The organism is Streptodolium elevatio, assembly GCF_053592165.1.
In genome coordinates this window covers 112,705-139,225 of the sequence record NZ_JBSFVE010000021.1, presented here as the reverse complement: position 1 = coordinate 139,225, position 26,521 = coordinate 112,705, and the positions used below count along the sequence as shown (strand labels likewise).

At 73.4% G+C, this 26,521-nt stretch carries 15 protein-coding genes; 2 read left to right on the top strand and 13 right to left on the bottom strand.

All coding sequences use genetic code 11. The features are described 5' to 3' along the window. Window positions 1-6: 6 nt before the first annotated feature. Window positions 7-1,941 carry a putative Ig domain-containing protein gene (locus ACWD12_RS31720; RefSeq protein WP_450102435.1) on the bottom strand — a complete coding sequence of 645 codons (1,935 nt, stop codon included), beginning with the start codon at window positions 1,939-1,941 and terminating at the stop codon, window positions 7-9. A gap of 462 nt (window positions 1,942-2,403) precedes the next feature. On the opposite strand from ACWD12_RS31720, the gene ACWD12_RS31715 reads away from it, so the two are divergent. Then, window positions 2,404-4,359 carry a putative Ig domain-containing protein gene (locus ACWD12_RS31715; RefSeq protein ID WP_450102434.1) on the top strand — a complete coding sequence of 652 codons (1,956 nt, stop codon included), beginning with the start codon at window positions 2,404-2,406 and terminating at the stop codon, window positions 4,357-4,359. A 107-nt stretch (window positions 4,360-4,466) separates the two neighbouring features. Beyond that, entirely contained in the window at window positions 4,467-5,351 is an 885-nt protein-coding gene (locus ACWD12_RS31710; protein WP_450102433.1) for a LysR family transcriptional regulator, read from the top strand. A gap of 210 nt (window positions 5,352-5,561) precedes the next feature. Here the strand turns inward: ACWD12_RS31710 and ACWD12_RS31705 are convergent, their stop codons facing one another. The 12 genes from ACWD12_RS31705 to ACWD12_RS31650 all read right to left on the bottom strand — a co-directional run bounded on the left by ACWD12_RS31705 (window position 5,562) and on the right by ACWD12_RS31650 (window position 26,449). After that, complete coding sequence (locus tag ACWD12_RS31705) at window positions 5,562-6,377, bottom strand: DUF1775 domain-containing protein (protein WP_450102432.1); 816 nt, start codon at window positions 6,375-6,377, stop codon at window positions 5,562-5,564. A 35-nt stretch (window positions 6,378-6,412) separates the two neighbouring features. Next, on the bottom strand, window positions 6,413-7,027 hold the full coding sequence (locus ACWD12_RS31700) for a hypothetical protein (RefSeq protein WP_450102431.1): 615 nt from the start codon (window positions 7,025-7,027) through the stop codon (window positions 6,413-6,415). Window positions 7,028-7,077: 50 nt separating this feature from the next. Further along, entirely contained in the window at window positions 7,078-7,506 is a 429-nt protein-coding gene (locus ACWD12_RS31695; protein WP_450102430.1) for a hypothetical protein, read from the bottom strand. Window positions 7,507-7,816: 310 nt separating this feature from the next. After that, a complete protein-coding gene (locus ACWD12_RS31690; protein WP_450102429.1) occupies window positions 7,817-8,152 on the bottom strand; it encodes a transcriptional regulator in 336 nt (111 codons plus the stop codon). Then, the gene (locus ACWD12_RS31685) at window positions 8,149-8,610 is read right to left on the bottom strand and encodes a hypothetical protein (protein ID WP_450102428.1); all 462 of its coding nucleotides are present in this window, start codon (window positions 8,608-8,610) and stop codon (window positions 8,149-8,151) included. The genes ACWD12_RS31690 and ACWD12_RS31685 overlap by 4 nt, the downstream gene beginning before the upstream one ends. A gap of 138 nt (window positions 8,611-8,748) precedes the next feature. Continuing rightward, window positions 8,749-9,804 carry a hypothetical protein gene (locus ACWD12_RS31680; protein ID WP_450102427.1) on the bottom strand — a complete coding sequence of 352 codons (1,056 nt, stop codon included), beginning with the start codon at window positions 9,802-9,804 and terminating at the stop codon, window positions 8,749-8,751. Window positions 9,805-9,894: 90 nt separating this feature from the next. Next, a complete protein-coding gene (locus ACWD12_RS31675) occupies window positions 9,895-11,742 on the bottom strand; it encodes a class I SAM-dependent methyltransferase (protein WP_450102426.1) in 1,848 nt (615 codons plus the stop codon). Beyond that, the gene (locus tag ACWD12_RS31670) at window positions 11,739-12,905 is read right to left on the bottom strand and encodes a glycosyltransferase (protein WP_450102425.1); all 1,167 of its coding nucleotides are present in this window, start codon (window positions 12,903-12,905) and stop codon (window positions 11,739-11,741) included. The genes ACWD12_RS31675 and ACWD12_RS31670 overlap by 4 nt, the downstream gene beginning before the upstream one ends. After that, a complete protein-coding gene (locus ACWD12_RS31665; protein ID WP_450102424.1) occupies window positions 12,902-13,813 on the bottom strand; it encodes an alpha/beta fold hydrolase in 912 nt (303 codons plus the stop codon). Before ACWD12_RS31665 ends, ACWD12_RS31670 begins: the two co-directional genes overlap by 4 nt. 3 nt (window positions 13,814-13,816) lie before the next feature. After that, on the bottom strand, window positions 13,817-14,221 hold the full coding sequence (locus tag ACWD12_RS31660) for an acyl carrier protein (protein WP_450102472.1): 405 nt from the start codon (window positions 14,219-14,221) through the stop codon (window positions 13,817-13,819). A 2-nt stretch (window positions 14,222-14,223) separates the two neighbouring features. Next, entirely contained in the window at window positions 14,224-18,975 is a 4,752-nt protein-coding gene (locus ACWD12_RS31655) for a beta-ketoacyl synthase N-terminal-like domain-containing protein (RefSeq protein ID WP_450102423.1), read from the bottom strand. 64 nt (window positions 18,976-19,039) lie between these two features. Then, window positions 19,040-26,449 (bottom strand): SDR family NAD(P)-dependent oxidoreductase, encoded by a 7,410-nt coding sequence (locus ACWD12_RS31650; RefSeq protein WP_450102422.1) that lies wholly within the window; start codon window positions 26,447-26,449, stop codon window positions 19,040-19,042. Window positions 26,450-26,521 lie beyond the last annotated feature (72 nt).

Genomic DNA, 26,521 nt, shown 5'->3' with positions numbered 1-26,521 from the left:
ACGGGCTCAGAACCACGCCACCGTCCACCCGAACGTCGTGCTCCCGGTCGCGTTGCCGGCGTCCTTCGCGGTGACCTTCACCGTGAACGACCCGACGCCCCAGGCGCTTCCGGAGATCTGGCAGTTGAGCGGGTTGAGCCACAGCCCGCTCGGCAGCCCGGTCGCCGAGCAGGTGTACGGCGCGGTGCCGCCGCTCACCTGGAGCTTGAGGTCCACCTTCTGGTTGAATTTCGACGTCTGATTGCCGGGGTTGGCCACCTGGACGCCGGTCTGCGGCGGCGGTGTGACCGTCCACGTGAACGAGGCGTTCGCGCTGCCCGCCGCGTTGCTCGCGGTCACCGTGACGTTCGAGGTGCCCGCGGTGGTCGGCGTACCGGTGATCTGGCAGCCGGAGTTGACCGACAGCCCGGCCGGCAGCCCGGTCGCGGTGCAGGTCGGCGTCGGCGTGCCGGTCCGCTGCACCTGGAGGTTGACCGCCGTGCCCGCCTGGGTCGTCTGGTTGCCCGGACTCGTCACCGTGGGCGGCGTGTTGCCTCCGGTGGTGACCGACCACGTGAACGTCTCGCTGTCGGTGCCCTGGCTGTTCGTCGCGGTGACCGTGGCGCTGCTGTCACCGAGGATGGTCGGTGTTCCGGTGACCAGGCACGAGGAACTGATCGACAGCCCGGTGGGCAGCCCGGTCGCGGTGCAGACGGGTGCCGGGTTGCCGGACACCTGGATCTGCTTGCTGACCGGCTGGCCCTGCGCGCTGGTCTGCGGGCCCGGGTTGGTGACGGTTGGCGCCACCGGGCCGCTGCTGATGGTCCACGGGAAGGACACCGCCGCCGAACTGGCGTTCTGCGCGTCCTTCGCGCTGACCGACACCGTGCTTGTTCCGGCGGTGGTCGGCGTGCCCTGCACGGTGCAGCCGTTGCCGGGGTTGCCCAGTCCGGGTGGCAGCCCGGTGAAGGTGCACGTGTACGGTGCGGTCCCGCCGGAGACCTGGAGCGGCAGGTCCACCGACTGCCCGACGGAGGACGCCTGCGGACCGGGGTTGGCCACGACCGGCGGATCGGTCGGCGTGCTCTCCCAGACCTCGGTGATCGCCGGGACGTTGGTCGACTGGCCGGAGGTGCGCAGCCCGTACATGTCCTGGAGGGTGCGGAGCATGTTGTAGTGGTTGTAGTTGGTGCCGTACGTGCCCTTCTTCACGTTGGCGCCGTAGAACACCGTGGCGATCTGGTTCTGCGAGCGGAACGCGTCCTCGTCCCACGTCACGATCAGCAGGCTGTTGTTGCTCTTCGCCCACTCGGCGTAGCCGCCCAGGTTGTTCTTCGTCCAGGTGTCACCGGTGCCCGTGCAGCCCAGGTCGTGCATGTCGTTGCACAGGTCCGGGACGACGAAGGAAACGGTGGGCAACTGGTTGTAGTCGGTGGGGAAGGCGCTGAACTTGTGGGCCGTGGTGGTGGGCACGTTGCTGAACGCGAACCACGGGTTGTGCTTGCGCGCGTACTTGTCCGTGGTGCACGTGGCGGGGTTGCCGTCCCAGTCCTCGTTGTAGCTGCCGAACGTCCTGCCCTTGTCGAGCAGTTGGCGGGCCAGGTTGTCCGCGGTGTACGGGGAGCCGGGCTCCGGGCATTGGTCCAGCGTGGCGCCCTGCGTGGCCCCGGAGAACATCGCGAAGTAGTTGCCCTGGCTGGGGTGCACCTCGCCGTGGAAGTTGGTGAACGAGGCACCGCCGCTGATGAGCGAGTTGATGTACGGCAGTTGCGCGTTGCCGACGACGCTCTCGTAGTTGGTGTTCTCGTGGACGACGATCACCACATGGTCGAACTGCGGGATGGTGGCTGCCGAGGCCGGTGCGGCCGTCAGCGCCACGATGCCTGCCGTGGCCGCCGCGGCGGTGCCGGCCAGGACGGCCGTCACTTTCGCATACCACGACCGGCGCGCTCGTTTGAGCACGGATTGCCTCCTTGGTGATGACCTGCCGGGTGACCCGGCAGGGTCACCCGTGACATCGCTTGGCACTGCGAACGGGCATGGGGACATTGCTCGTGCGCGCCGGACGGAGGCTGCGCCGGGGCATGGCGGAGGGATGGCCAGACCACCGCGGGAATGGTCGTGCGGACCGCGCGCCGGGTCAACGAGGGGAATTCGCCGGTTACCGGCAGCCGGCTGCGTTCAACGTGCTGACCTGCGGCTTCGCACAAGATCGGTGGGCATCCCGACCCAGACGACATGCACCGATGCCGAAACGGTCGCTCCCGGTTCCGCATCGGCGGCGGATTCCCGCGGCGGCCCGCGAAGTGCCCGGGTACGAACCGGAATCGGAGGAGGACCGTGCGAAGGCCATGAGGCACTGTCATGGGTCGATGCGGGACCGGTATTGGACCGGGAGGAGTGCGGACTCATTCCCTTGGACGCATGGCACAACACCCCAGGCACCGCAGACGCGTCGGCCGGACGGCCGGGCGCACCTCCACTGTTCTGGTCGTCGCGGCCCTCGTCGGCGCGACCTTCGGGGCGGCGCCGGCGCACGCCGTCGACCCGCCCACCACTGTGTGCACCATCGGCGACGCCCGTATCGACGAGTCCAGCGGACTCGCGATGAGCCTCAGGCATCCGGGCGTCATGTACACCCACGGCGACAGCGGCAACTCCACGGAGGTCTTCGCGCTCGACGCGGCGACCTGCGCGGTCCGTGCCGTCTTCAACGTCGCCGGTACCACCAACTCCGACTGGGAGGCGATGAGTGTCGGCAAGGACGACCAGGGCCGCCCGGCCGTGTTCGTCGGCGACATCGGCGACAACGCCTCGGCCCGCAGCGACCTCAAGATCCACCGGTTCACGGAGCCGGACACGCTCACGAACCAGACGGTCACGCCCACGACGTTCGCGGTCGCGTACGCCGACGGCAGACACGACGCCGAGACGTTCATGATCGACCCGCGCGACAACCGGCTCTACATCGCCACGAAGATCCTCTTCGGCACCGGGTCGAGCGGCGTCTACCAGGGGCCGGCGACCCTGAGCACCTCTGGCACCAACACCTTCACCCGGGTGGGCAATTCGCCGCTGACCGGCACCGACGGCAGCTTCGCGCCCAACGGGAAGTCCTTCGCCATCCGCGACTACGGCAACGCGTACGTGTTCACCGCCCCGGGAGTGCAGATCGCCCAGTTCGCGCTGCCGAGCGTGTCACAGGGCGAGTCGCTGACGTACACGCCCGACGGCAAGGCGCTCCTGGTCGGCAGCGAGGGCGCCAACAGCCCTGTCTGGAAGGTGCCGTTGCCGCCCGAGGCGATCCCCGGCGACGGCGGACCGGTCGTCGCGAACCCGGGTGCGCAGAGCTCGACGGTGAACGTCCCGGACAGCCTCGCGGTCCAGGTGAGCGGCGGGACCGGGTCGTACACCTGCACGTTCACCGGCCTCCCGGCCGGGCTCGGCAACGCGTCCGGCGGCTGCACCGTGCAGGGCACGCCGACGGCCGCGGGCACCGCGAATGTCTCGGTCACCGCCAAGGACGCCGCGAACCAGACGTCGGCACCGGTGGCGTTCAGCTGGACGGTGGAACCCGGCGGCGGCAACCAGGCGCCCGTCATCATCGCCCCCGGCAACCAGACGACGCCGGTCGGCACGGCCGTCAACCTCCAGGTCCAGGTGGCCGGTTCGCCCGCGCCGACTTGTACCGCCGACGGACTGCCGGACGGGCTCGCCATCAGCCCGTCGTGCCTGGTGAGCGGCACGCCGACCACGCAGGGAGCACGCAACGTCGTACTCACCGCGAGCAACTCGGCCGGTACCGCACAGCGCGCGTTCGTGTGGACGGTGACCCCGGGCGGAGGGGGGACCACACCACCCACGATCACCGCGCCGCCGGTCACCGGCCTCGAGGTCGGCAAGCCGGTGAACCTCCAATTCGCGGTGACCGGCAACCCCGCGCCGACCTGCTCGGCGACCGGTCTGCCCGCCGGGCTGGCCTTCTCGCCCTCCTGCGTGCTGTCCGGTACGCCGACCGCGGCCGGCCCGTTCAACGCGGTCTTCACCGCGGCCAACAGCGCCGGCACCGCCTCGGCGCCGGTCACGCTGACGGTCGCCCCGGCACCCGGCGGCGAGGTCGTCGTCACCAACCCGGGCAACCGGGCGTCGAAGTTCAACCAGAAGGCGGACTTCCGTATCCAGGCGACGCCTTCGACGCCGGGGGCGACCCTGACGTACGCGGCGACCGGGCTGCCGTTCGGCGTCTCGGTCAACGCGGGCACGGGCGCGGTCACCGGATCGGTCTGGGGAGTCGGGACCTTCCAGGTGACCGTCACCGTCAAGGACAGCGCGGGCAAGACCGGAACCACGGCGTTCACCTGGACGGTCACCTGGTTCTGACGCACCGGCGCGTACACCCGGACAGGGCGCGCACATCCGGCTGGTCGGACCGGATCCGACCAGCCGGATGGGATGACCGTGCACATACCCAGGAGTACGGTGCAAACGTGACTCTTCAACAGCTGCGCTACCTCATCGCCGTTGTCGAGCACGGGAGCATGACCGCGGCGGCGCAGGCGCTCTTCGTCGTCCAACCGGCGCTGTCGCGGTCCCTCCAGGCGCTCGAACGCGAGCTGCGCGCCGAGCTGTTCGTACGTTCGGGCCGCGGCATGGCGCTCACCCCGGAAGGCGTCAGGGTCGTGCACCTGGCCAGGAGGGTCCTGGCGGGCATCAGCGCGATCGAGGACTGCGTCAGACCGGGCGCGCCGTCTCCGGGAGCCCGCGTACGGCTCGGTACGACGCAGACGCTCGCCATCGAGTTCATCAGCACGCTGCTCCCGGCCTTCAACCGGCACCGCCCGGACGTCCACGTGGTGGTGGCGGGCCACGCGAACCGCGACCTGCTGTTCGACGCGCTGCGCAACGGCGCCGCCGACCTGGTGCTCGCGGACCTGCCGGTCCCGTTTGACCTGCGCGTCCACGCCCTTCACCACCACGAGGTGGTCCTCGTCTCGCCGCCCGACCTGCGGCTGCCCGAACCGGTGACCGTCGAGTCGCTGGACGGCCTGCCGATGATCCTCCCGGCCGTCGGCTCGCCGCGCCGCAAGGAGTTCGAAGTGCTGTTCACCACGCGGGGGATCCGCCCGAAGGTCGCCATGGAGACCGACGAGCGCGGGGCGTGGCTCTCGTGCGTCGCGGGCGGCGTGGGTTCGGTGCTGTGGTACGCCGACATGGCGCACCGGTTCGAACGGGCGGTCACCATAAGCTCGTTCAATCCGCCGATGCGGCGCACCATCGGGTTCGCGTGGCTGCGGAAGCCGATGACACCCGAAGTCCGGGCGTTGTGCGCCTTCGCGCGGGCGCGTGTCGTCGAGGAGGCCGACTACACCTGAATCTCGGCTGCACCTGAACCGGGGCCACGCCTGGCCCGCAGGGACACGAGGTCAGGGCACACGCGAGGGTCAGGGCACATGCGAAGGTGCGGGGCGCACGCGAAGGTCGGGGCGAGGTCGGGGCGCACGCGAGCCCCAGGGCACCCGCGAACTGCGGTACGACAGGCGGGGCGGCGAAGTCCCGCCGCCCCGCCCGCACCTGCCGGTGGGTCAGCTTCCGCTGGAGGCACCGCGCCGACGCCACCACCACGCGCCGCCCGCGCCGCCGACGACCACCACCGCCGCGACGATGCCCAGCACGACCGGCAGCGTCGACGAGTCGTCGTCCTTCTTCTCGTCGGCGGACTCGCCCGCGAGTGTGGGCGTGACCGAGGGCGAGCCCGGGGCGGCCGCCCCCGGCGTCGTCGCGGGGGACGGGGGAGCGGCGCTGCTCGCCTCGGCGGTCGGAGCCCCAGTCGGAGCCCCGGTGGGCGCACCCGTCGGCGCCGCGGGGGTGGGCGGAATAACCACGGCCCCCGGCGCCGCCTTCTGCAGCGTCAGCGCGGGAGCGGGCTTGGCCGCCGCGTTCGAGTGGTCGTCGCCGGACTTCGGCACGTCGATCCAGCGGTCGACGCGTCCGTCCGAGTACGACTGAAGGGTCTTGAAGACCAGCAGCTCCGTGTCGGGCAACTGCCGGACCTTGACCTTGTACTCGGCATCGGCGCCCGGTGCCAGCGCCGTCCCGGCGACGGTGTAGCCGTCGTCGGCCGGCGCGTAGGACCAGCCTGACGGGCCTTCCAGGTAGGTGACGTCGCCGGGGACGATGCCCTGCGGCAGCACCACCCGCAGCGACGTGATACCCGCCGTCGTCGACTCGGCGGCGGCCTCGAAGGTGAGGGTGACATCGGTGGCGAGCGCGCGGCTGTCCGAGGCGGTCACCTCGTTGTGCGCGAACGCGGGGGTTGCGGAGACCAGGGCGATGGCCCCGGCGGCCGCGACGGCCAGGGCGAAGCGCCCGGCCGAAGGCAGGCGGAAGGTATGGCTCACGGAAATGGCTCCTGAAGGATGCGGGGGCCTGCGGATCAGCGGACGAAAGCCCCCGCCGGCGGCCCGCGCCGCGCCAGGTCGTACCGCGTCGCCAGCCCCCGGTGGACCTCCGGCCGTACCGCAACCGCGCGTATCCGCGGCAGGTTTCGGGCCGGGACCGTGCGGAGGCCGAGCAGTACGCCTACCCCTGCCCGCACCCGCGCGTCCCACCGCGCCAGCAGCCGGAACACCGCTGCTTCCCCGACCCGCAGCCATCCGGCGGCGGCCACCGCGACCGCGAGGTGCGCGGCCGGCATCCACGTGCCGCTGCCGGGCTCCGCCGGCGACCCGCCGTGCCGGTGCCCCGGCTCATGGCCGTGCCCGTGCCCGTGCGCCGAGTCGGAACCGGCTGCGTGTGCCACGGCAAACGAGAACCAGCTGTGCAGCGCGAATTGCCCGACGGCCATTGCGGCCGCCAGTCGCGGCCCCGAACACTCCCGGGCGGACCCGGCCCAACCCGCAACCATGGCCGCGGCGAAGGCGCCTAGCACGGCCCAGCCGGGCACCGCGCTCCCGGAGGCGAGCACGTGCCCGCCCGCCGACAGCACGACGCACACCCCGGCGAAGACCCCGGCGCGCAGCAGTCGCAGACCCTCGGAAGAACTCGGCATGGCCGCCACATCCTCGCAGCCGGCCGACCCCTATGGGCCGGTGTCCGCGATCAGGCGGTCGCCACGTCGAAGGCGACCGGTTCGAGGAGGGTTCCGGTCGGACGCGCCAGCGTCAGCACGCTGCTGGGCTCGGCGACTTCGAGGAGGTGCCAGCGCCCGGCGGGAACGGTGACCGCGGTTCCGGGGCCGAGCGGGAAGGTCCGGCGCGGGTGGCCGTCGTGGGCACGCAGGTGCAGGTTGACGGACCCGGATGCCACGGCGACGAACTTGTCGGACGTCGGGTGCATTTCCCAGAAGTGTTCGCGGAAGTCGCGTCCGTTGACCGCGCGCACCATGTTGAACGTCCAGCCGTCCTCGGAGGAGTCCGCGGCAAAGGGCGGGAACGACCTTATGGTGCCGTTGTCGTCGAGACAGGTCACGGTGCCGAACAACGCCGTCGGCACGCACGGGGCGGCTGTTCCGATCGAGGGCATGGTCACGTCGAATCGTCCTTGGTTCGCGGGGTCTCCGTCGTCCCTGCGACGGCGCACGCCGGAGCGAGCCGGACGTCCGTCCCAGGTTGCGGTGAGCAGCACGCTAATGCCTCGCCCAACTGCGAACCACGGCCCTCGTGCACTATTTTCGGCCGAGCGCAGGGTGCTCGCGCACCATCTGCGCGGGTGCGCACGAACGATGCCGTTCCCGCCGCGCACGCGCCGGCCCGAACCAACTGCGTTCGATTTCGCGACCGTCCCGCATCCATGTGCACGATGTCCGGCTCTTCCGTCGCCACCTCGTCGTCCCGGAAATCTACCCGAGCGGATGCTTCTCGGGCTGCCCCACCGCCGCCGGAGCCGAGGCATTGGCGAGGATCGCCTGGAGTGCCGCGATGTGGCCCTCGAAGGCGTCCCGGCCGATGTCGGTCAGGCGGGCGAAGCGCTTGTGGCGGCTGCCGGTGAGGCGGCGTTCGGTGGCGACGTACCCGGCCTCTTCAAGTGTCGTGAGTTGCTTGGACAGCGCCGAGTCGGACAGTTGGAGCCGGTCCTTCAGGTACGCGAACTCCGCCCAGTCGGCCGCCGCCAGGGTCGCCACCAGCGACAGGCGGGTGCTGGGGTGGATGAGCTCGTCGAAGCGCGCGTCCGTCATGCCCGGACCCACCGGCGCAGGACGCGCAGGATCTCCGGTCCGCCGAACCCGACGACGGCGGCGACCAGCACCGCGGCCCAGATGGCCGCGTGATCCGCGCCGTCCGCGTCGAGTGCGAGCCCGGCGAGGACGGTGACGCCGACGAAGGCGACGAGCATGCCGACCACCACGAAGGGGATGCGGCCCCCGGCGACGGCCCTGCTGACCTGGAGCCGAGCAGTGCGGCGGCGTCCGTCGAGCAACCGCGACGCGAGCGCGGCGTGCCCGGCACCGAAGAGCAGGGTCGCCGCCCCGGCCGCCCAAGCCGGCGCGGCAGCTCCGACTGCGCCCAGCACTATCCAACCGGCCGCCATGGCCCACCAGTACGCGCGGGGCAGCCCCACTTCATCGGCGACCTGGCGCCGTGCCTGGTGGGCGGAGTCGAGGGCGGCTTCGGCCTGCTCCGGGGTGATGTCCACGATGAATCCTCACTTTCCCAGTGGGAAAGCGAGAGTCCCACTTTCCTACTGGGAAAGTCAAGGGCTGCAGGCCGACCCGAGGCCACGGCACGGCTCCGACCGGGATCCGGTGAACCTTTCCGGTCACAGCACTAGAAACTAGGTGACCGGGCCTGCGGGGCGGCCTCCGGTGGCGGTGAGGAACCTCGGGGTCAGGCGGCCGCGGTCGCGGAACGCCGACACGGCCGCGGCCCGGACGCCGGAGAGCAGGGCAGCGGGGACGAACGCGGTCACCGCGGCGCTGCCCGTGCCACCCGCGAGGCGCGCGCCCACCGCGCCCGCGAGCTTCACCGCGTCGACCGTGGCGTCCGCCTCGGCCCAACCCGTGCCGTAGCCCGGCACGCGCGACAGGTGAGAGGCCGTCAGCAGGCTGAGGGCACGCGGGAGTTCGCGGTCCCGGAGGTACGCCTCCATGCGCTGCGCACGCTCGGTCTCGTCGCGGGCGCCGCGCAGCGACTCGACGACGGAGGCCATGCCGGTGTGCGGGACGCCCCGGTCGCGCGGGATCACCAGCATGGCGCGCAGGCCCGCGGCGGCCAGGTCCAGGGGGAGTTCGCCGGTCGGGCCGACCGGGCCGACGATGAGCGCGCGGCTCTCGCCGCCGTACAGGACCGCCGAGCGCAGGGCCTCCGCGTCGGCGGTGCCGTCCGGGGGTGCGACGACGTTGCGCAGCAGGGCGTCGAGCGCCGCGACGGGGAGCTGGGGGCCGTGGAAGGAGGTCCAGGCCATGGCCGCCGCGCAGGTCAGCGGTGCCGACGGCGCGAGGCCCGCGGCGTCGGGGAGGTCGGCGTGCACGATCAGGTCGAGTCCGGCGTTCTGCGGCGCGGTGCCCGCGAGAGCGTGCACGGCATCGACGACGGGTGCCGCCCACGGTGGGACCGGCCGGTCGACCGCGCCCCGCACCTCGATCTCGACCGCGTCGCCCGGTCGATTGAGGGATCCGGCCCGCAGGATCCCGTCCGTGCGGGGTGCCGCGGCCATGACGACCTGCCAGCCCAACGCCGTCACGATGCCGCTGCGGCCCGGCACCCCCGCGAGCCGCAGCGCGTACGGGGCGGTCCACACGCCGGCCGGCTCGTACCCGAAGGCCTGCACGAAGGTGTACGGCACCACCCGCAGGACCGGGTCGGCATCCCGCTGATCCATCAACTGCATCGGGGACGTTCCTTTCCGAGGGGACGAGGGGACGAGGGGACGAGGGGACGAGGGGACGAGGGGACGAAAGGGCGGAGCGGCGGACGCCGGTCAGCCGGGGTCCTTGCGGGCCAGCAGGCGGTACGCGTCGCTGCCGCCCGCGCGTCCGAAGTTCCGTGCCGCGACGGAGGTCAGCGCGTCCAGCAGACCGGCCGCCATATAGAAGGGGACGGACACGGTGACGCCGACCGCACGGCGGATCCGGCGGAGCACGGTCGGCCCGCCGGGGAACCACGGCTGGCGCGGATTCGGTGCGACGGCGGTCATGGTGTGGCTCACCGCCGCGACGAACATGCCGCCCTGGTGTGCCGGGCCGCGCTCGACCTCGACCACCGTGAAGCCGCGGGCCGCCAGTGCCTCGGCCAACCGGCCCAGCGGGACCAGGTGTTGGTGCTGCGGCTGGAACCAGGGGTGCCAGCGCCGGCGCAGCAGGCGGGCGTACCAGCACTCCGGGTCCGGGATCTCGACCAGCAGATGGCCCCCTGGCTGCACGACCTTTGCGGCGGCGTCGAGTTCGGCGAACACGTCGCGCACGTGCTCCAGGTAGTGGTTCATGCTGACGACGTCGTACGACCCCGCGAGCGAGTCCGCGTGGTCGGGGAACTGCCCGACGTACGCGCGCTCGATCCAGCCGCGCCGGGCCGCCTCCTCGACTCCGCCGCCCAGGTCGAGCCCGTCGAACACGGTGTCCGGGAGCTCGGACTTGGCGACCAGGCACATGTGCGCGTGGCCCGTCCCGACATCCAGCCAGCGGCCGGGTGCGGTGTGCCGGCCCACGAGCCGGGCCCGGCCCAGGTATTGCCGCGACATGGTCGCGAACATCGCCTCGGCGCCGCGCGCCGCGAGACCGTCGTAGAAGTCCCGGTAGTAGTAGTCGAGTCCGGTCGGGGAAAGCCGAGGGTTCTGGAAGACGACCTGGCAGTCCCGGCAGCGTTCGAGGACGAAGCGCCCGGGCTTGCCCTGCAGACGGTCCTTCGTGCGCACCCGCACCGCAAGGCGGTCGGAGCCGCACCACGGGCACGTGTCGCGGCGCTCCTCGAAGAAGCGGTCGGTCCCGTCCGCCGTATCGTCGGCGTACCGGGCGCGCATCGCGGCCAGTTCCTCCGGCGTCGGCTCGGCCGGAGCGGTGGGTCCGGCCACCCCGCGGATCCACCGGTACACGGCCATCGCCGGGCGGGCCAGGACATCGCCGTGCACGTCGCGCGGGCGCACCGGAGAACGGCCCGCCAGCACCGCGTACGGCTGCACCCACCACGCGGCGAGGGCCATCAGCCCCCAGAAGGGCGTCGCGTACGCCGCCCCCACGAACGCGCCCGCCTGGCCCAGCAGTCCGGCGAAGCCCACGGCAGGCGGCGCTCCGAACGCCCGCATGCGCGCCTTGGCACTACGCGGATCCTGCCGCAGCGCGGTCAGTCCCGGCGCCGCCACGTGCCCGGTGGCCCGCGGAGCGAACTGCTTCAACCGGGCCGTGACCGCGATGAGTTCGACCTGCGACAGGTTCTCGCCGGGAGCAGTCTCCGAACGTCCCAGGACGCTGTCGTGCACCAGCAGCGCGTGGCAGGCACCGCGCCCGGCGGTCACCGGGTCGGTGCGGAACCGCCCGGGGTCGACGTCGCCGAGCAGGTCGAGGAGCGGCTCGACCGGCATGCGCTCCGGAACGAGGTCGAGTACGAGCAGGCCCTCGTGCCGGGCGTACGCGGCCGCGGACGCGGCGAGTTCGCGGTCCGGACGCACCCCCGAGGCGGTGATCCACCGGTACTCCGACAGCGCCGAGGGGTCCTGCGACGCGGCAAGCCTCGGCAGCGCGCGCAGCCGGTGCCGCGCCCGGAGCGTGCCGAGGACGACGACGGCCAGCAGGATCAGCGCCAGCCACGGGAACGGCTCGAAACCGGTGTTCACGGCATGGCCTCCAGTTCCTCCAGGGCGTCGGCCGCCGAACTCGCGCCGCCTGCCCGGGCGAAGGAATCGCGCACGCGCAACGCGCCCGCGCGGTAGTCCGGCTTGTCCAGCACATCGCTGATCGCCTGGCGTATCTCCGGGACGTGCGCGCGGCCGAAGCGCACGCGTACGCCCGCTCCGGCCGCCACCACCTGCTGGGCCACCAGCGGCTGGTCGTCGCGGATCGGCGCGACCACCAGCGGCAGGCCGAAGGCCAGGGCCTCGCACACCGTGTTGTGGCCGCCGTGCGTGACCACCGCGTCGAGGTGCGGGAGCAGGTCGAGCTGGGGGACGAACTCCCGTGCCAACACGTGCCCGTCGTGCACGCCGAGGAGTTCACCCGGTACCGACATGACCACCTGCACGCGGTCCGCCAGCGAGCGGGTCGCCTCCGCCACCGCCGGGTAGAACCGCGTCCCGGCCTCCCTGTTGAGGGTGCCCAGGGAGACCAGGACCCGGCGGCGGTCGGCGGCGAGCCGCTCCCAGGGGAAGTCGACAGGAGCGGGTCGCGCACCGAACGCCGGTCCGACGTACCGGTGGTGTCGCGGCATTTCGCCGTCCGCGCCGGCCAGCACCGGCGTGGAGAAGACGAGCACCAGCCGCGCGGAGAACCGCGGGTCCCAGTCGTCGTCGAGGCCCGCCCGGGCGGCGACCGCGCGCACCCGTTCGCCGACCCACGCGTGCACCTTGGGGAACCCCTCGAACGGCCGGGTGAACTCGACCGATGTCGTTGCCGAGGTGGCCCACGGAAGTCCGTGCAACTCGGCGGCGATCGCGCCCGCGAACGCCTGCTGGTCGCTGACCACCACGTGCGGACGCACGGCCCGTATCGCCTCGTCGACGCCGGGACGCATCTGCTCGGCGAGCGGGACGAGAACCTCCTCGACCAGGAACCGCAGGGCGTTCACCCCGCGGTGGGCGCGCCACAGGGCGTGGAGCTCCGTGTACCCGCCCTCGGGCCCGCCTCCGGTCGGGTGCAGCACGGCCTCCGGCGGCAGCAGCCGCCGCACCTCCGGCGGCCCGCACCAGGCCACTTCGTGCCCGCGCCGGGTCAGTTCGGCGGCCACCGCAACGGTCGGGTTCACGTGCCCGGCGAACGGGGGCACGACGAACAGGCATCTCATGCCGCGCCCTCGCCGCGCGCGCCCGGGTCGCGGCTGCCATAGCCGCCCACGTCCCGGTGAGCCCCGTGCCGGGCCCGGCCCGGGGAGTGCGCCTCCAACCAGCGCAGCACCGACGCCAGCAACTCCTTCGGTGCGTCGCGCAGCAGCGCGTGCGCGGCGCCGGGGAAGACCTCGACGGCGCAGTCCGGCAGCCGGGACGCCAGCACCGGCCCGGATGCCACGAGGTTCGACGCGGAGCCGAACAGGGCGAGTGTCGGGCAGCGCACCTGCGCCAACTCGCCGGGGGAGAGCAGCCGTACGGTCGAGATGTCCTCGATCAGCGTGGTCCGGTTGAGCAGCGAGTCGGCGCCCGCCCGCATCCGCGCGGCCTTGCGCGCGCCGCGCGAGGCGAGGTCGCCGCCGAGCGGATTGCACTCCAGGCCCAGCGCGATGAGGTTGAGCGTGTTGGCGACGTCCTCGACCCAGCCGCCCGCGTAGCCCTCGGCGCCCGGCAGGTGGCCGCTGTGCGCGGGGTCCAGGCACTGCCCCTCGACCAAGACCAGACTCTGCACCAACTCCGGGTGCAGGTACGCCGCATGCAGCGCGATTAGCCCGCCGTAGCTGTTCCCGAGCAGGTGCACAGGACCGGTGACGCCGCACGCCTTCAACACCGCGGCCAGGTCGTCCACGGCCGTGTCGACGTCGTAGCCGCTCGGCGAGCCGTCGGACATGCCGTGACCGCGCTGGTCGTACAGCAGTACATCGAAGCCGGCGCGCGCGATGGGCGGCGCGAGGGTGTAGTAGAGGCTGGAGAGGTTGTCGAGGACCAGTCCGTGCAGCAGGACCACGGTCGGCCGGTCGGTGGACGCCCGTCCGCCGCGCAGGTGTTGGACGTGGAAGCGCAGGCCGTTCGCTTGGATGTCGGCCACCCCTCACACCTCCCCGACGGCGTTGTCCGGCCGCTCGTCGCCGAGTTGGGCGGCGATGTGGTCGACGAGGGTGCCGACCGTCATCGTGAGGATCTCGTCCATCTCCAGTTCGGACAGGAAGGCCATGAAGTCGATGCGGGCTCCGTACCGGGCCTCCAACTTCTCGGCGAGCGCCACGAATTCGATGCTCTCGACGGCAAGGTCCTCGTTGAACGCGCTGTCGCGGCCGATGGCGGTGGCGACCAGGATCTCGTCGCCCACGACCTCGACGAGCAGGCCGACGACATCGGCGAGGATCGCGTCGGCGGCGGTGCCGCCCCCGGGGGTTCCGCCGGCGGTCGAGGCCGCGGTCTCGGTCTCGGTCTCGCGTGCGGTGCCGGTCTCGGCCAGGGCTTCAGCGGTTCGCATGCTCACGGCGACTCCACAGGGCTTGAGGGGACGGGGTTGTGCGGGACGGTCCAGGCGACGACGTAGCGCTCGTCGGCGTCGGCGACGATCCGCGTACGGACCACGTGCCGTCCGCCGGCGCGGCCCTCGGCGGGCTTGGGGCCCTCCGCCGGAGCTCGGTTCGCGGCGAGCGGGCGGCTCTCCACGACGAGGCGGTCCTCGGCGACCTCGACGACTTGCAGGTCCGCCGGGCGGCCGGCCAGGCCGGTGCGGGCCGCCTTGCCGGCGGCCTCCTTGGCACACCAGAAGCGCACCAGCCACTCGCTGCGGCTTTCGGGGTCCACTGCGGCGAGCCGGTCGAGCAGGTCGCGCTCGGTCGGGGCGAGCGCGACCCGCTCCAGGGACTCGGGGCGTTCGGCCAACGACTCGATGTCGATGCCGACCGGGACCCGGTCCGCGAGGGCCACCGCGAGGCGGTGCTTGTGCGCGAGCGACACATGGATGCCGGCGTGCCGGGCCGGGAACTCGTCGCCCACCGCGACGCGTTCCGCCAGCGGACGGCCCTCGTCGTCGTTCGACACGCGGATCTCGGCCGGGTAGATGGGGCCTTCGCCGCGCGCCCACAGGTAGCGGCGTACGGCGTCCTTGGCGGCGATGCGACCGAGCAGCCACCCCGACCGGGTACGCGGCTGCCGGGTCGCGAACTCCTCGCGTTCGTCGGCGCCCAGGTAGCGGCGCATGACCAGTTCCTGCGAGGCGGCGTCCGGCCAGCGCGTCCGCACCAGGCACCAGCCTTCGGGCTGCGGCTCGCCGACGCCGGTGGTGTGCGGCGTGAACTTCATCGGCCACACACGCTCGTCGGCCGCGAAGCGGCGGTACGTCCATCCGAGCAGCTGCGCGCGCACCGAACCGTCGCGGGCATCGCACAGTTCGACGTCGCCGCGCACCGTCGTCGCGGTCACCTGCCGGATTCGCGCGGTTGCGAGGAGGCGGTCGCCGGTGCGCGGCGGCGGCCCGAACAGTCGCACCTCCTCGACCGAGACCGGGAAGACGAGCCGGTCGGTGGGGAGGCTCAACTGCATCCAGTGCCCGAAGAGCTGGCCCGCCGCGTCGAGCAGCGCCCCCGGTGCGGGAAGGCTGCGCAGGACTCCCCGGATTCCGTCGTCGGCGACGGCGTTGACCTCGTCCACACCCGCGAATCCGGGACCGTGGAACATCCAGCGGTCGGCGTACAAGGCGGCGGCCCGGACGGGTGGGGGGCGTTCGCCGGTGAGCGGGGTCGGGTCGGGGGTGACGGGTTGCGGGTGGCTCTCGGCGAGGCGTACGACCGTGGAGGTGAACCCGGCGATCTCCACCCGGACGCGGTCGGCGTCCAAGCGGGTCGCGGACACCTCGGCGTTGGTCGCGGGCGCCACCGGGAGCCAGCGCAGTGCCCGGACCTCCTGGAATCCGGCGACCACGCGGCCTGGCACCAGAGCGCGGGCGGCTTCACCCGTGAGGTGGAGGAGGGTGGTCATCGGCACGACCGGAAAACGGTCCGAGTCCTCGGGCCACCCGTCGTGCTGCTCGTAGATGCAGTGGTCGGCGACGAAGGGCAGGCTGCGCAGCGAGAACTCCCTGATGTGTGAGCGCTGTTGGGGACGAGAATCGCGCTGGGGCTGGGGCTGGGATTGGGGCCCGACCGGGGCCGCGACGGGTACGGCAGGCGCCGCGGTCGCGGCGTGCCGCCAGGCGCCCGCCGTCCGCGTGAGTGCGTCGCCGGCCTCGTCGAGGACGGCCGCGAAGGCGGCCAGCACCGGATCGGCCGCCTGAGCCCGGGTCAACTCCGGTGCATGACGCGGAGATTGCCCACTCGGTACGTCTGCCGCGTCCAGGAGGACGATGGGCGAACCGAGATCGAGGCGTACGGTCGGCCCCGTCCGGCGCGCCGGTTCGGGTTCCGCCGCCCGAAGGGCCTCGCGGCCTTCCACCCACAGGGCGGCCCGGACACGCAGGAGTCCCGCGAGGCCCGGATGCCGGGTGCCGTGCGCGGCGATGGTCAGGACGTCCGCACCGCGCAGCGTGTCGTCCACGAAACCGCCGAGGCTCCCTGCGCCGACCTGGACGAAGGCGCGGGCGCCGGCCTCGTACATGCCTTCCACCAACGCCCCGAACCGCACCGGCTCCAGGAGGTGCCGGATCGTCAGTTCGCGGACCTCGGAGGGCTCGTCGGGGTAGGGCGCGACACTCGTAGCGGACCACACCGGAACCCGGGGGTTGCGCAGCGGAAGGCGTCCGAACGCGTCCCGTACCTGATCGAGGTACGGCTCCCACATCGGTGTGTGGAACCCGGACCGGAACGGTAGTTCCTGACCGAGTACACCGTCGGTCCGCAGCCGGTCGAGCACGCGGCGGACGGCGTCCGCGGGCCCGCACACGACGCACTGGTGCGGGCAGTTCTCGTGCGAGACCACCGCGCCGCCCACCGCCTCGCAGGCGGCACTCGCCCGCGCCGCGCCGCAGGCCACCGCCGCGTACACCAGGTCGGGTACGGCCAGCGCCCCCGGGCGCAGCGAGTCCAGGAACACGTCGACGGCGGCGGTGGGGTACATCCCCGCGACGACCATGGCCGTCCACTCGCCCAGGCTGTGTCCGGCGAGCATGTCGGCCCGCACACCGAGCCGTTCGAGGGCGGCCGACACGACGCGTCCGCTGCCCAGCGCGTCCAGTGCACGGCCCACGATCTCGTCCGTGTCGTGCTCGGCGAGGCGGGGGAGGCCGAACGCGTCGGCCACGTCGTGCAGCGGCGGCTGTGTCTCCGGCTCCAGGCCCGGGAACAGGAACGCGACCTTCCCCGGCTGCCCGTCCGGTCCGTGGCCGCCCGCAGCGCCGGCGCCCAGCAGCGGCCGCGGCGTGAACCACAGGTCGCTGCGCCCACGCCAGGGTTCGCCGCGGACCACGACGCGGGAGGCGAGTTCGAGGCGGCGCGGCGTCGGGTCGACGACGGCGAGCCGGCACGGCCCGGTGCCGAGGGCAATGCCCCCGGGGGAATCGTCCGCGAGGCTGTCGCCGGTCGGCCCGGGCACCGTTCCCCCGGCGATCTGCGCGCTGAAGTCGTCAAGCAGGTCGGACAGTCCGCCGAGGTCGGCGGCGGCGAAGGTGACCAGGCGGGAACTCTCCGGAATCCCTGGGGTTCCCGGAGTCCGCGGTACTGCCGGAACCGTCGGCGCGCCCTTCCCCACCGCCCTCGCCTCGGAGTGCCGCAACGCCCCAGGGCTCCCGGGCGCCGGGGGGCGGGAGGGGGACGCGGCCTGCGTCAGGGACGGCGACGGCGCGGTGGTCGGGAATGCGGCCGCCCTGCTCGCGGGCGGTTCCTCCACGATCACGTGGGTGTTGACCCCGCCGAAGCCGAAGGCGTTCACCCCCGCCCGACGTACCGCGCCCGCGGCCTCGGGCCACGGCTCGGCCTCGTCGATCGTGCGCATCCGGGTCCGGGCCAGGCCCGGGTGCGGGTCGTCCACGTGCAGGGTCGGCGGCAGCGTCGCGTGATGCACCGCGTACACGGCCTTCAGCAATCCGGCCATGCCGCTTGCCTGCATCGCATGGCCGATCATCGACTTGACCGACCCCAGGACGACGCTCGGACCGTCGGCCCCGAAAACCCGTGCCAGGGTCTCGAGTTCGACCTCGTCTCCCAGCGGCGTACCCGTGCCGTGCGCCTCCAGCAGTCCGAGCGCGCCGGGTGACGTCGGATCGAGTCCGGCCGCGCGCCAGGCGCGTTCCAGTGCCCGGACCTGGCCGTCCGCGAGCGGGCTCATCAGACTGGCCGCCCGGCCGTCGCTGGCCACGCCGACGCCGCGCACCACCGCGTACACCCGGTCGCCGTCTCGCTGCGCGTCGGCGAGGCGCTTCAGCACCACGGCGCCGGTGCCCTCGGAGATCAGCGTGCCGTCGGCCGCCCTGTCGAACGGGCGGATGCGCATCGCCGGGCTGAGCGCCCGCAGTTGGGTGAAGACGCTCCACAACGTCGCGATGTGGCAGTGGTGCACCGAACCCGCGATGACGGCGTCGCAGCGCCCCGAGGCGAGTTCGGCCACCGCGTGGTCGACCGCGAGCAGCGATGTCGCGCAGGCCGCGTCCACCGTGTACGCCGGGCCGCCGAGGTCCAGCCGGTTCGCGATCCGCGACGCCGTGAAGCTCGGCACCAACCCGATCGAGGACTCCGGGCGTTCCGGTCCCAGTGCCGCCTGGAACGCCTCGCGGACGGCCGCCAGCCGGGCGTCGTCGAACTCCGGAGCCACCTGCCGCAGTACGGACACCAACTGGTGTGCGGTACGCACCCGTTGGTCCAGCCGTGCGGTGGCGACCCCCATGTAGCCCCCGCGTCCGAACACCACGCCGATCCGGTCGCGGTCGGGGAGCCGCGCCTCACCGCCCGCGTCCGCGACGGCCTCGGCGGTGGTACGCAGCGCGAGCAGCTGGTCGGGCTCCGCGCCGTCCACCGCCGACGGCATGATGCCGAAGCGGGTCGGGTCGAACGTCGCGTAGTCGTCGACGAATCCGCCGCGCCGGCAGTAGAACCGGTCGGCGTGCACCGGTCCGACCGCCGCGTCGGGCGCGAAGTACACCTCGGGATCCCAGCGGTTCGGCGGGACGTCGGTGATGGCGTCCACGCCCTTCTCGATGTTCGCCCAGAACGACGGCGCATCCGGGGCGGACGGGAACACCGCACCGATGCCGACGATCGCCGCGTCGGTGGGCTTCGGTCCTTCGTCGCGGGTCCGGCCGTTGCTCATGCGGCACCCCGCGCACATCCGCGGCACTCGTCCCCGCGAAGTCGACCAAGGTCGAAGTACCGCTTCATCGCCGGGCCTCCGAGCCTTCGCCGTACGCCGCCGGGACGTCGGCCGCCTCGTGCGCGGCCCCGCCGTCCCGCGGCGGGCACAGGTAGACCGCCTGGGCCACGCCGCCGGACGAGAGTTCCGCGAGCATCGCCGCGACCCCGGCGTCCGGGGCGATCAGCGGCATCCCCAGACGCTCGTAGTGGCGCTCCAGTTCGGCGGTGACCATGCCGCCCCCCTCGGCCGCCCACGGCCCCCAGTCGAGACTCAGCACGCGGTCGGCGACGGCTTCGGTGCCGATCCCGCCCCCGCTGAATGCGTCCCTGTCGCGGGCGTCGGTGCGGATCGCGTCCGTGCCGACCGCGCCCGTCAGTTCCGCGCCCACCGAGCGGTGCCACAGGTGTGCGAGTGCGTCCAGGGCGTCGTTGGCCGCCGCGTAGTCCGCCTGCCCCCGGTTCCCGAAGACCCCGGCGACGCTGCCGAACAGCACCAGGAACCTCGGGCGTCCGTACGAGGCGTGGGAGCGCAGCGCATCGGCCAGGCCGCGCGCGCCGACGACCTTGGTCGTGAAGACCCGGGCGAACGCCTCCTCCGACTTGTCCTTCAGCAGCCGGTCGTCGAGCACCCCGGCGCCGTGCACCACGCCGTCGAGGCGGCCGTGCCGGGCGTACACGTCGTCCACGACGGCCCGCACCGCGGCGGCGTCGCGCACGTCCGCGGCGTGCACCCGGACGGACGCGGCCACCCCGGCGAGAGCGTCCAGCGTCGCCCGGACCTCGCGACGGGCCAGGATCCGTGTCGCCTCCGCCTCGATCTCGGCGGGCTTGCGCATCCCGGCCGCGACGAGCGCCGCACGCAGTTCGGCCCGGTCGGCGGCCCCGGCGACGGCCGGGTCCTCCGGGCCGGCGTCCGCGGTCCGGCCGACGAGTTCGATGTGACAGCCGTACGCCGCCGCAAGGCCGACCGCAACGCGGGCGGTGATGCCGCGGGCGCCACCGGTCAGCAGCACCACGGAGTCCCGTGTGAGGACCGGCGGAACGGTGTCGGCGTCGGCGAGCGGAGCCGGGTGTACCGCGAGCGTGCGCCGCGTCATGGCGCGAGCGGCATCGGAACCGTTCGCCGCCTGCGCCCCCGCGGGCAGGCCGACGACGACAGGGGCCTCCGGCGTCGGCGACTCGGCGAGCATCGCCAGGAGTTGCCGGGCGATCAGGTCGGGTTCGTCCTTGGCGTCCACGTCGACGACGCGGACGACCGCTTCCGGGTACTCCTGGGCGGCGGTACGCCCGAACCCGGCCAGCCCGATCCCGGCGCACGCCGCGTCCGAGGCGCCGCCCTCCGCCCCGGCCCGGCCGAAGGTGCCGCCCCAGCCGGTGGCCAGCAGCAGGTGCGTCGCACCTCCCTCCAGCGCGTCCCGCAGCAAGGCGAAGTCATCAAGAATCACGGGGACTTCGTCGGTACGCAGGGCCCCGAGGTGGACGAGCGCGTCCACATCCGGCCCGGGGAGCGCCTGACCGGGCTCGGCGATCCGCACCACGGCCCCCAGCCGCTCCAACCGGTCGGCGAGCGCGAGCGCAATGCCGTGGGCATCGGCGAGGAGGACTACCGACCGGCCGGCGACCGCGGCGGCGATGTGCTCGGCATGCGGGGCCGCCGCGACGTATTCGACGACCTCGACAACGTGCCGCACCGGAACGCCGTCATCCGCGTGGCTGTCCCTACCTCCGTCGGATGGCATGCCCCCGAAGGCACGGGTACGCGGTCCACCGTCAGCGGCTGCGCGCGGCCCGCTGTCGGCGCCGGTACGTGTGTCCGCGAACCACCGGCTCGTGGTGGCGGGCGCGGCAGGCGACGCCGAAGCGACGGCCGGCGTCGCGAACGATCGGTCCTGGAGCGCCTCTTCGTGCCTTCCGGCTTCTCGGCGGACAGCCTCGCGCCCCGCTACTTCGTGGGCCACAGCCTCGTGGACCGGTGCTCCGGACAGGTCGGTGCCGTGCGCGGCAGGCGCGTCCGCGGGCACACCGTCCGATTGCGCGGTGTCGGGCGGGCCCGATGCTCCCGGTGCCCCGGCACCCGCGTGCTCCAGCAGGCCTTCGACGATCGCGCTGATGGTCTTCACCCGGGCGAGCCGTTCCACCAACGACTCGTCGAGCATGTCGAGGCGTACCGCCAACTCGCCGATGATCTCGGTGCGTTTGATCGAGTCGACGGAGAGGTCCGCCTCCAGGTCCAGGCCGGTGTCGAGCATGTCCCGCGGGTATCCGGTGCGTGTGCCGATGACATCGAGCACGGCGTCCAAGGCGCGTTCGGCGTCCAGCGGTTCGACCGGCGCCGGAGCGCTCTGGAGGACCGGATCCGGCACGGACGGCGCGGATGCGATGACGGCGTCAGCCGAGGTTACGGGCGCGGCAGCGGAAGTGCCGGTCGAAAGGCGGGTGGGCGCCGCCCACGGTTGCGGCTCCGCACCCAGGAAGCCCAGCAGGACGTCTCGCTGCGCGGCCACCAACTCACGTGCTCCCGCCAGGTATTCGAGCACCGCGGTCTCCCGCGGATCCGGGGTGGCGGTCCCGGCCGCGCCTCCGATGGCCTGCACGACCACCGGAGGCGCGACCGGTTCCGCCGGGCGGAGCCCGCCCGCGACCGGATTGCCGTCCGCGGTGCGCACCAGATGGCCGTCGACCTGCCACGCCGGCAGGGGTGCGGGGTGCGTGTCGGCGGCGGTGACCCGGCCGCGGGTCAGTTCGCCGAGCGCGACGGGCACTCCTGTGACGGCCAGTTCGGCGCACGCCGCGAGCAGCCGCCGCAGCCCGGACTCACCGGGGACGTCACAGGCGACGGCGGTGTGCGGGCGGTCCCCGAGGATCGCCCGGACCATTCCGGTCAGGGCCCGTCCCGGGCCCGCCTCGACGAATGTACGCGCACCCGCCGCGTACATCGCCTCGATCTGCTCCACGAAGCGCACCGGCTCGGCGACCTGACGGGCCAGCAGCGCCCGTACCGCGTCCGGGTCCTGTGGATACGCGGCGGCCGTCCCGTTGGACCACACCGGGAAGCCCGGTGCCGACACCGGCAATGCGGCGAGCGTACGGCCGAGTTCGGCGGACGCGCCGGCGACGACCGCGCTGTGGAAGGCACAGGCCACCGGCAGGCGGCGTACCTGGACCCCCTCGGCCTCCAGCGCGGCGACGGCCGCCTCCAGGGCCGGTGTCGGACCGGAGATCACGGTTTGCGAAGGCGTGTTCATGTTCGCCGCGACCACGCCCAGGCGGGGCCCCGTGCCGTTGCCACCCGGGGAGAGGCTGTGGTTCAGGTTGAGCAGGGTCAGCACCGGCGCCAGCCGGTCCGCGGGCGCGTTGACGGCGGCCATCGCACCCGGGTCGGATCCGGCGGCACCGAGGATCGCCTCGGCACGCGCCGTGGACAGGCGCAGCAGCGTCGCGCTGTCGAACGCGCCGGCCGCCCACAGCGCGGCCAACTCGCCGTAGCTGTGCCCGCCGGCGAGGTCGGGGCGTACGCCGAGCCGGTCCAGCACCCGCGTGACGGCCACCGCCGCGACGCCGAGCGCGGGCTGCGCGGTCCGGGTGTCGGTGATCCGCAGGTGCGCGGCCTCGCGGGCCTCGGCACCGAACGCGGTCGGCGGGAACATCGCCCGGACCGTCGGCGCCGGTGCCTCGGCCAGCACGTCGTGCAGTCCGGGGAACGCCACGAACAGGTCGGCGAGCATGCCCGGCCGCTGGCTGCCCTGGCCCGGGTACAGGAATGCGACGCGTCCCGGCGCCAGGTCGTCGCGGCGCCTGAACACCTCGCCCGCCGGGTCGTCCGCACCGTCCCGCGCGCGGCCCAGTTTGACCCGGAGATCCTCCGGATCGGCGGCGACCAGGGCGACCTGCACGGGCGCCCCGGCCGCCGCGACCGACTCCGCCGCCAGGGCGGCGAGCCCGCGGAGGGTGCGCGGGACACGCTCGTCCAACAGCGCGATCATCGCGTCGATCGCACGCACGGCTGCCGCGTGGTCCTCACCCGCGAAGCAGAACAGCTCGGCGGGCCATTCGGTCATCGCGGAACCGGAACCGGAACCGACGAGCCCGCATTCCCGTTCGGGTGCCGCGTGCCCGGCGAGCACCGCGTGGAAGTTCGTGCCGCCGAAACCGAACGCGCTGACTCCCGCGCGGCGTCGCGCGGGGTCCCTCTCGCTCCACGGCCTGGCCTGGCCGTCGAAGAAGAACGGGCTGGTCCGGGCGTCCCAGGCGGCGTTGGGCTCGCGGACGTGCAGCGTGGGCGGGCGTACGCCGTGGTGCAGCGCCAGCGCGGCCTTGATCAGCCCCGCGAGGCCGGCCGCGCACTTGGTGTGGCCGATCTGCGACTTGACCGATCCGAGGGCGCAGCCGCCGGGTTCGGCGCCGTGCGCGGTGAACACCTCGGTCAGTGTTTCCAGTTCGGCGCGGTCGCCGACGACGGTGCCGGTGCCGTGCGCCTCGACGAGACCGATCTCGGCGGGGGACACGCCCGCCCGGGCGTACGCGCGTTCCAGCGCCCGCCGCTGCCCCTCCGGCCGCGGCGCGGTCAGCCCCAGTGAACGCCCGTCGCTGGACCCGCCGACGCCCTTGACCACCGCGTAGATGCGGTCGCCGTCGCGCTCGGCGTCGGCGAGGCGCTTGAGCACCAGGCACGCGGCGCCCTCGCCGAGGGCGATGCCGTCGGCGGACGCGTCGAAGGTCGCGCAGCGGCCCGAGGGCGAAAGGGCGTGCACCGACGAGAACATCAGGTAGTCGTTGATGCCGTTGTGGGTGTCGACGCCGCCGCACAGCACCACGTCGCTGCTGCCCTGGACAAGCTCCTTGCAGGCCAGGTCGAGCGCGGCGAGGGAGGCCGCGCAGGCGGCGTCCACGGTGTAGTTGACCCCGCCGAGGTCGAGCCGGCTGGCGATGCGGCCCGCGATCACGTTGGCCAGCACGCCGGGAAACGAGTCCTCGGTGGGTCGGGGTAGTTGCGCGTCGAGGTCGGGCGGCAGGTCGCCGAAGTAGGCGGGGTAGAGCGAGCGGAAGCCGTACGCGCCGGCCAGGTCCGTGCCGGCCTCCGCGCCGAAGACCACCGAAGTGCGGCCGCGGTCGAACTCGCGGCCGCCGCCGTAGCCGGCGTCGTCGAGCGCCCGCGACGCCACGTGCAGGGCGAGGAGTTGCGCGGGCTCGATGGCGGCGAGCGAGGCCGGCGGAATGCCGTACGCGGGAGCGTCGAAGGGGATCGGCGGTACGAAGCCGCCCCACTTGGACGGGGTGCGGCCCACCGGGTCGCGTACCGCGTCGGGGTCGAAGTACAGATCGGGGTCCCAGCGTTCGCGCGGGACCTCGGTGACGGCGTCCGCGCCGAGCAGCACGTTGCGCCAGAAGGCCGCCAGGTCCGCGGCGCCCGGGAGCACGCACGCCATGCCGACGATCGCCACATCCACCGGCTCGGCCTCGGCCACCGGTTCCTCCTCGATGATCCCGAGAGCGGCGGCGCGGTCCGCCAGATGGGCGGTGGCCCCTTCGGTCACCTCCGCGTGCAGGTCGGCCACCGTGGTGGCGGCGGAGCGCAACGCGGCGACCTGGCCGAGCATGAACATGCCTTCGCGGCGCTGGGTCTCCGCGTCGACGGACGCGAGTCCCCGTTCACCGCGGACCACGCCCTTGCTGGCGATGCGCAGACGACCGAGGTTGAGTTCCTCCAGCTCGGCCCACATGTCCCGGGCCGGTACGCCACGTGCCTCCAGCGCCGCCCGCGCCTCGGCGAACGCGCTCACGAACGGAGTCCCCGCGCAGCGTGTCGCGTGCCCCGGTGCGGTCTGCAGCAGTTCGGTCGCCTCGCAGGCGACGGCCGCCTCCTGGAAGCCGGGCAGAATCGCCCCGGCCGCCACCGCCTCCCGGGTGAACAGGTACGCGGTGCCCATCAACACGCTTATTCGGGCGCCGAGTTCTACCAGCGGAGCGGCAGCCGCGGCGGCCATCGCGGCCGATCGGGCGTCGTGGATCCCGCCCGCGAACAGCAGGTCCAGGTCCGCGGCACCGCCGTGCCGGCGGGCATGGGCCAGCAGCAGGTCCAACTGGCTTTCCCAGAGCGGGAAACTGGCGCGCGGTCCGACATGCCCGCCGCACTCCAGGCCCTCGAACACGAAACGCCGGGCGCCTGCGCGCAGGAACTGGTCCAAGAGCCCCGGTGAGGGGACGTGCAGGTACGTGTGAATGCCCCCGGCCTCCAACGGCGCCGCCTGGTCGGGCCGTCCGCCGGCGATCAGCGCGAACGGCGGCCGGACCGCGGCCACTGCCGCGAGCTGTTCGTCGCGCAGCTCCGCGGGGGCGAAACCGAGCAGGCCGACGCCCCAGCGGCGCCCGTCCAGGCGCTCGGCGGTCTCCTCCAGGAGCGCCCGGGTGGCGGCGCCGTCCATCAGCGCGAGGGCGAGGAACGGCAGTCCGCCGCCCATGGAGACCTCGTCGGCGAACGCGGCCCGGTCGCTCACCCGTGTCATCGGGCCTTGCACGACGGGCAGGTCGCCGTCCGGGCCGGGCAGCAGCGGTCGGTGCCGCACGGCGGCGGCGAGGGCGGCGGTGACGGCCGACCGGACGGCCCTAACGGCCCGTCCGGTCGTGCCGTACCGCTCGGCGAAACGTCGGGCCAGCGCTCCGTCCTGTCCCACGGGGAGCAGCTGCCGATCGAGGCCGCGCGCCCCGAACGCCGACCCGACGCCGCCGAACGCCGCCGCCGCGTCCGCAAGCTGACGCAGCGGCAGATCCGGCCGGGTGTACACCCGGTGTCCCTCCAGGACGACGGTCTCCCCGCCGTCCATCGACCGCAGTGCCGCGGCCACCGGGTCCGGCAGGCACGGTGCGGATTCCGCGAGCAGGGCAAGTTGCGTGTCGAGCACGACCCCGGTCGCGCCGCCCGCGATCGCGGCGGCTGCGGTGTGCGTGCCGATGCCGCCCTTCGCCCAGACGGGCAGCCGCAGTTCGGGGTCCGCCAGCAGGTGCTGGAGCAGCACGAAGGTGGTCAGGTCGCCGACCCGGCCGCCTGCCTCGTGGCCGACCGCGACGACGCCGTACGCGCCCTCGGCCGCCGCGGCGCGGGCCTCCGCGGGCGAGGTGACCTCGACGAGGACCCGTCGGTCCGGCCCGGCGTCGGCGACCCGCCACGGGGCTCCGTGGGCGAGGACCACCACGTCGGCGGGACCGGGGAGTTCCGTCGGTGCCACCGGGCAGCCGACGGGCACCCGTACCCCGAACGACCGGTCCGGGCGGCGGACCACCTCGGCGAGCGCGGACAGCGCCGCGGCGCGGTCCCGCCCGAGGTCGACGACGCCGAGCGCGCCGGCCCGGTGGGCGGCGACGGCGAGCGGTCCGTTCGGCTCCTCGAACGGTCCGATCGTGAGGACGAGGTCGCGACGCAGAGTCTCCGACGCCATGGGTGCGGCTCCTTCCCGGGCGTGCACGGCAGCCGTGCGCCGGCATTCGCGAATAGCTCGCGGGCTGGCCAC

Bases quoted from the DNA above. Each gene is read 5' to 3' on its own strand.
- ACWD12_RS31715 (WP_450102434.1), top strand. From the start codon at position 2,404: ATGGCACAACACCCCAGGCACCGCAGACGCGTCGGCCGGACGGCCGGG.
- ACWD12_RS31700 (WP_450102431.1), bottom strand. From the start codon at position 7,027: ATGCCGAGTTCTTCCGAGGGTCTGCGACTGCTGCGCGCCGGGGTCTTC.
- ACWD12_RS31690 (WP_450102429.1), bottom strand. From the start codon at position 8,152: ATGACGGACGCGCGCTTCGACGAGCTCATCCACCCCAGCACCCGCCTG.
- ACWD12_RS31680 (WP_450102427.1), bottom strand. From the start codon at position 9,804: ATGCAGTTGATGGATCAGCGGGATGCCGACCCGGTCCTGCGGGTGGTG.
- ACWD12_RS31670 (WP_450102425.1), bottom strand. From the start codon at position 12,905: ATGAGATGCCTGTTCGTCGTGCCCCCGTTCGCCGGGCACGTGAACCCG.
- ACWD12_RS31660 (WP_450102472.1), bottom strand. From the start codon at position 14,221: ATGCGAACCGCTGAAGCCCTGGCCGAGACCGGCACCGCACGCGAGACC.
- ACWD12_RS31655 (WP_450102423.1), bottom strand. From the start codon at position 18,975: ATGAGCAACGGCCGGACCCGCGACGAAGGACCGAAGCCCACCGACGCG.
- ACWD12_RS31650 (WP_450102422.1), bottom strand. From the start codon at position 26,449: ATGGCGTCGGAGACTCTGCGTCGCGACCTCGTCCTCACGATCGGACCG.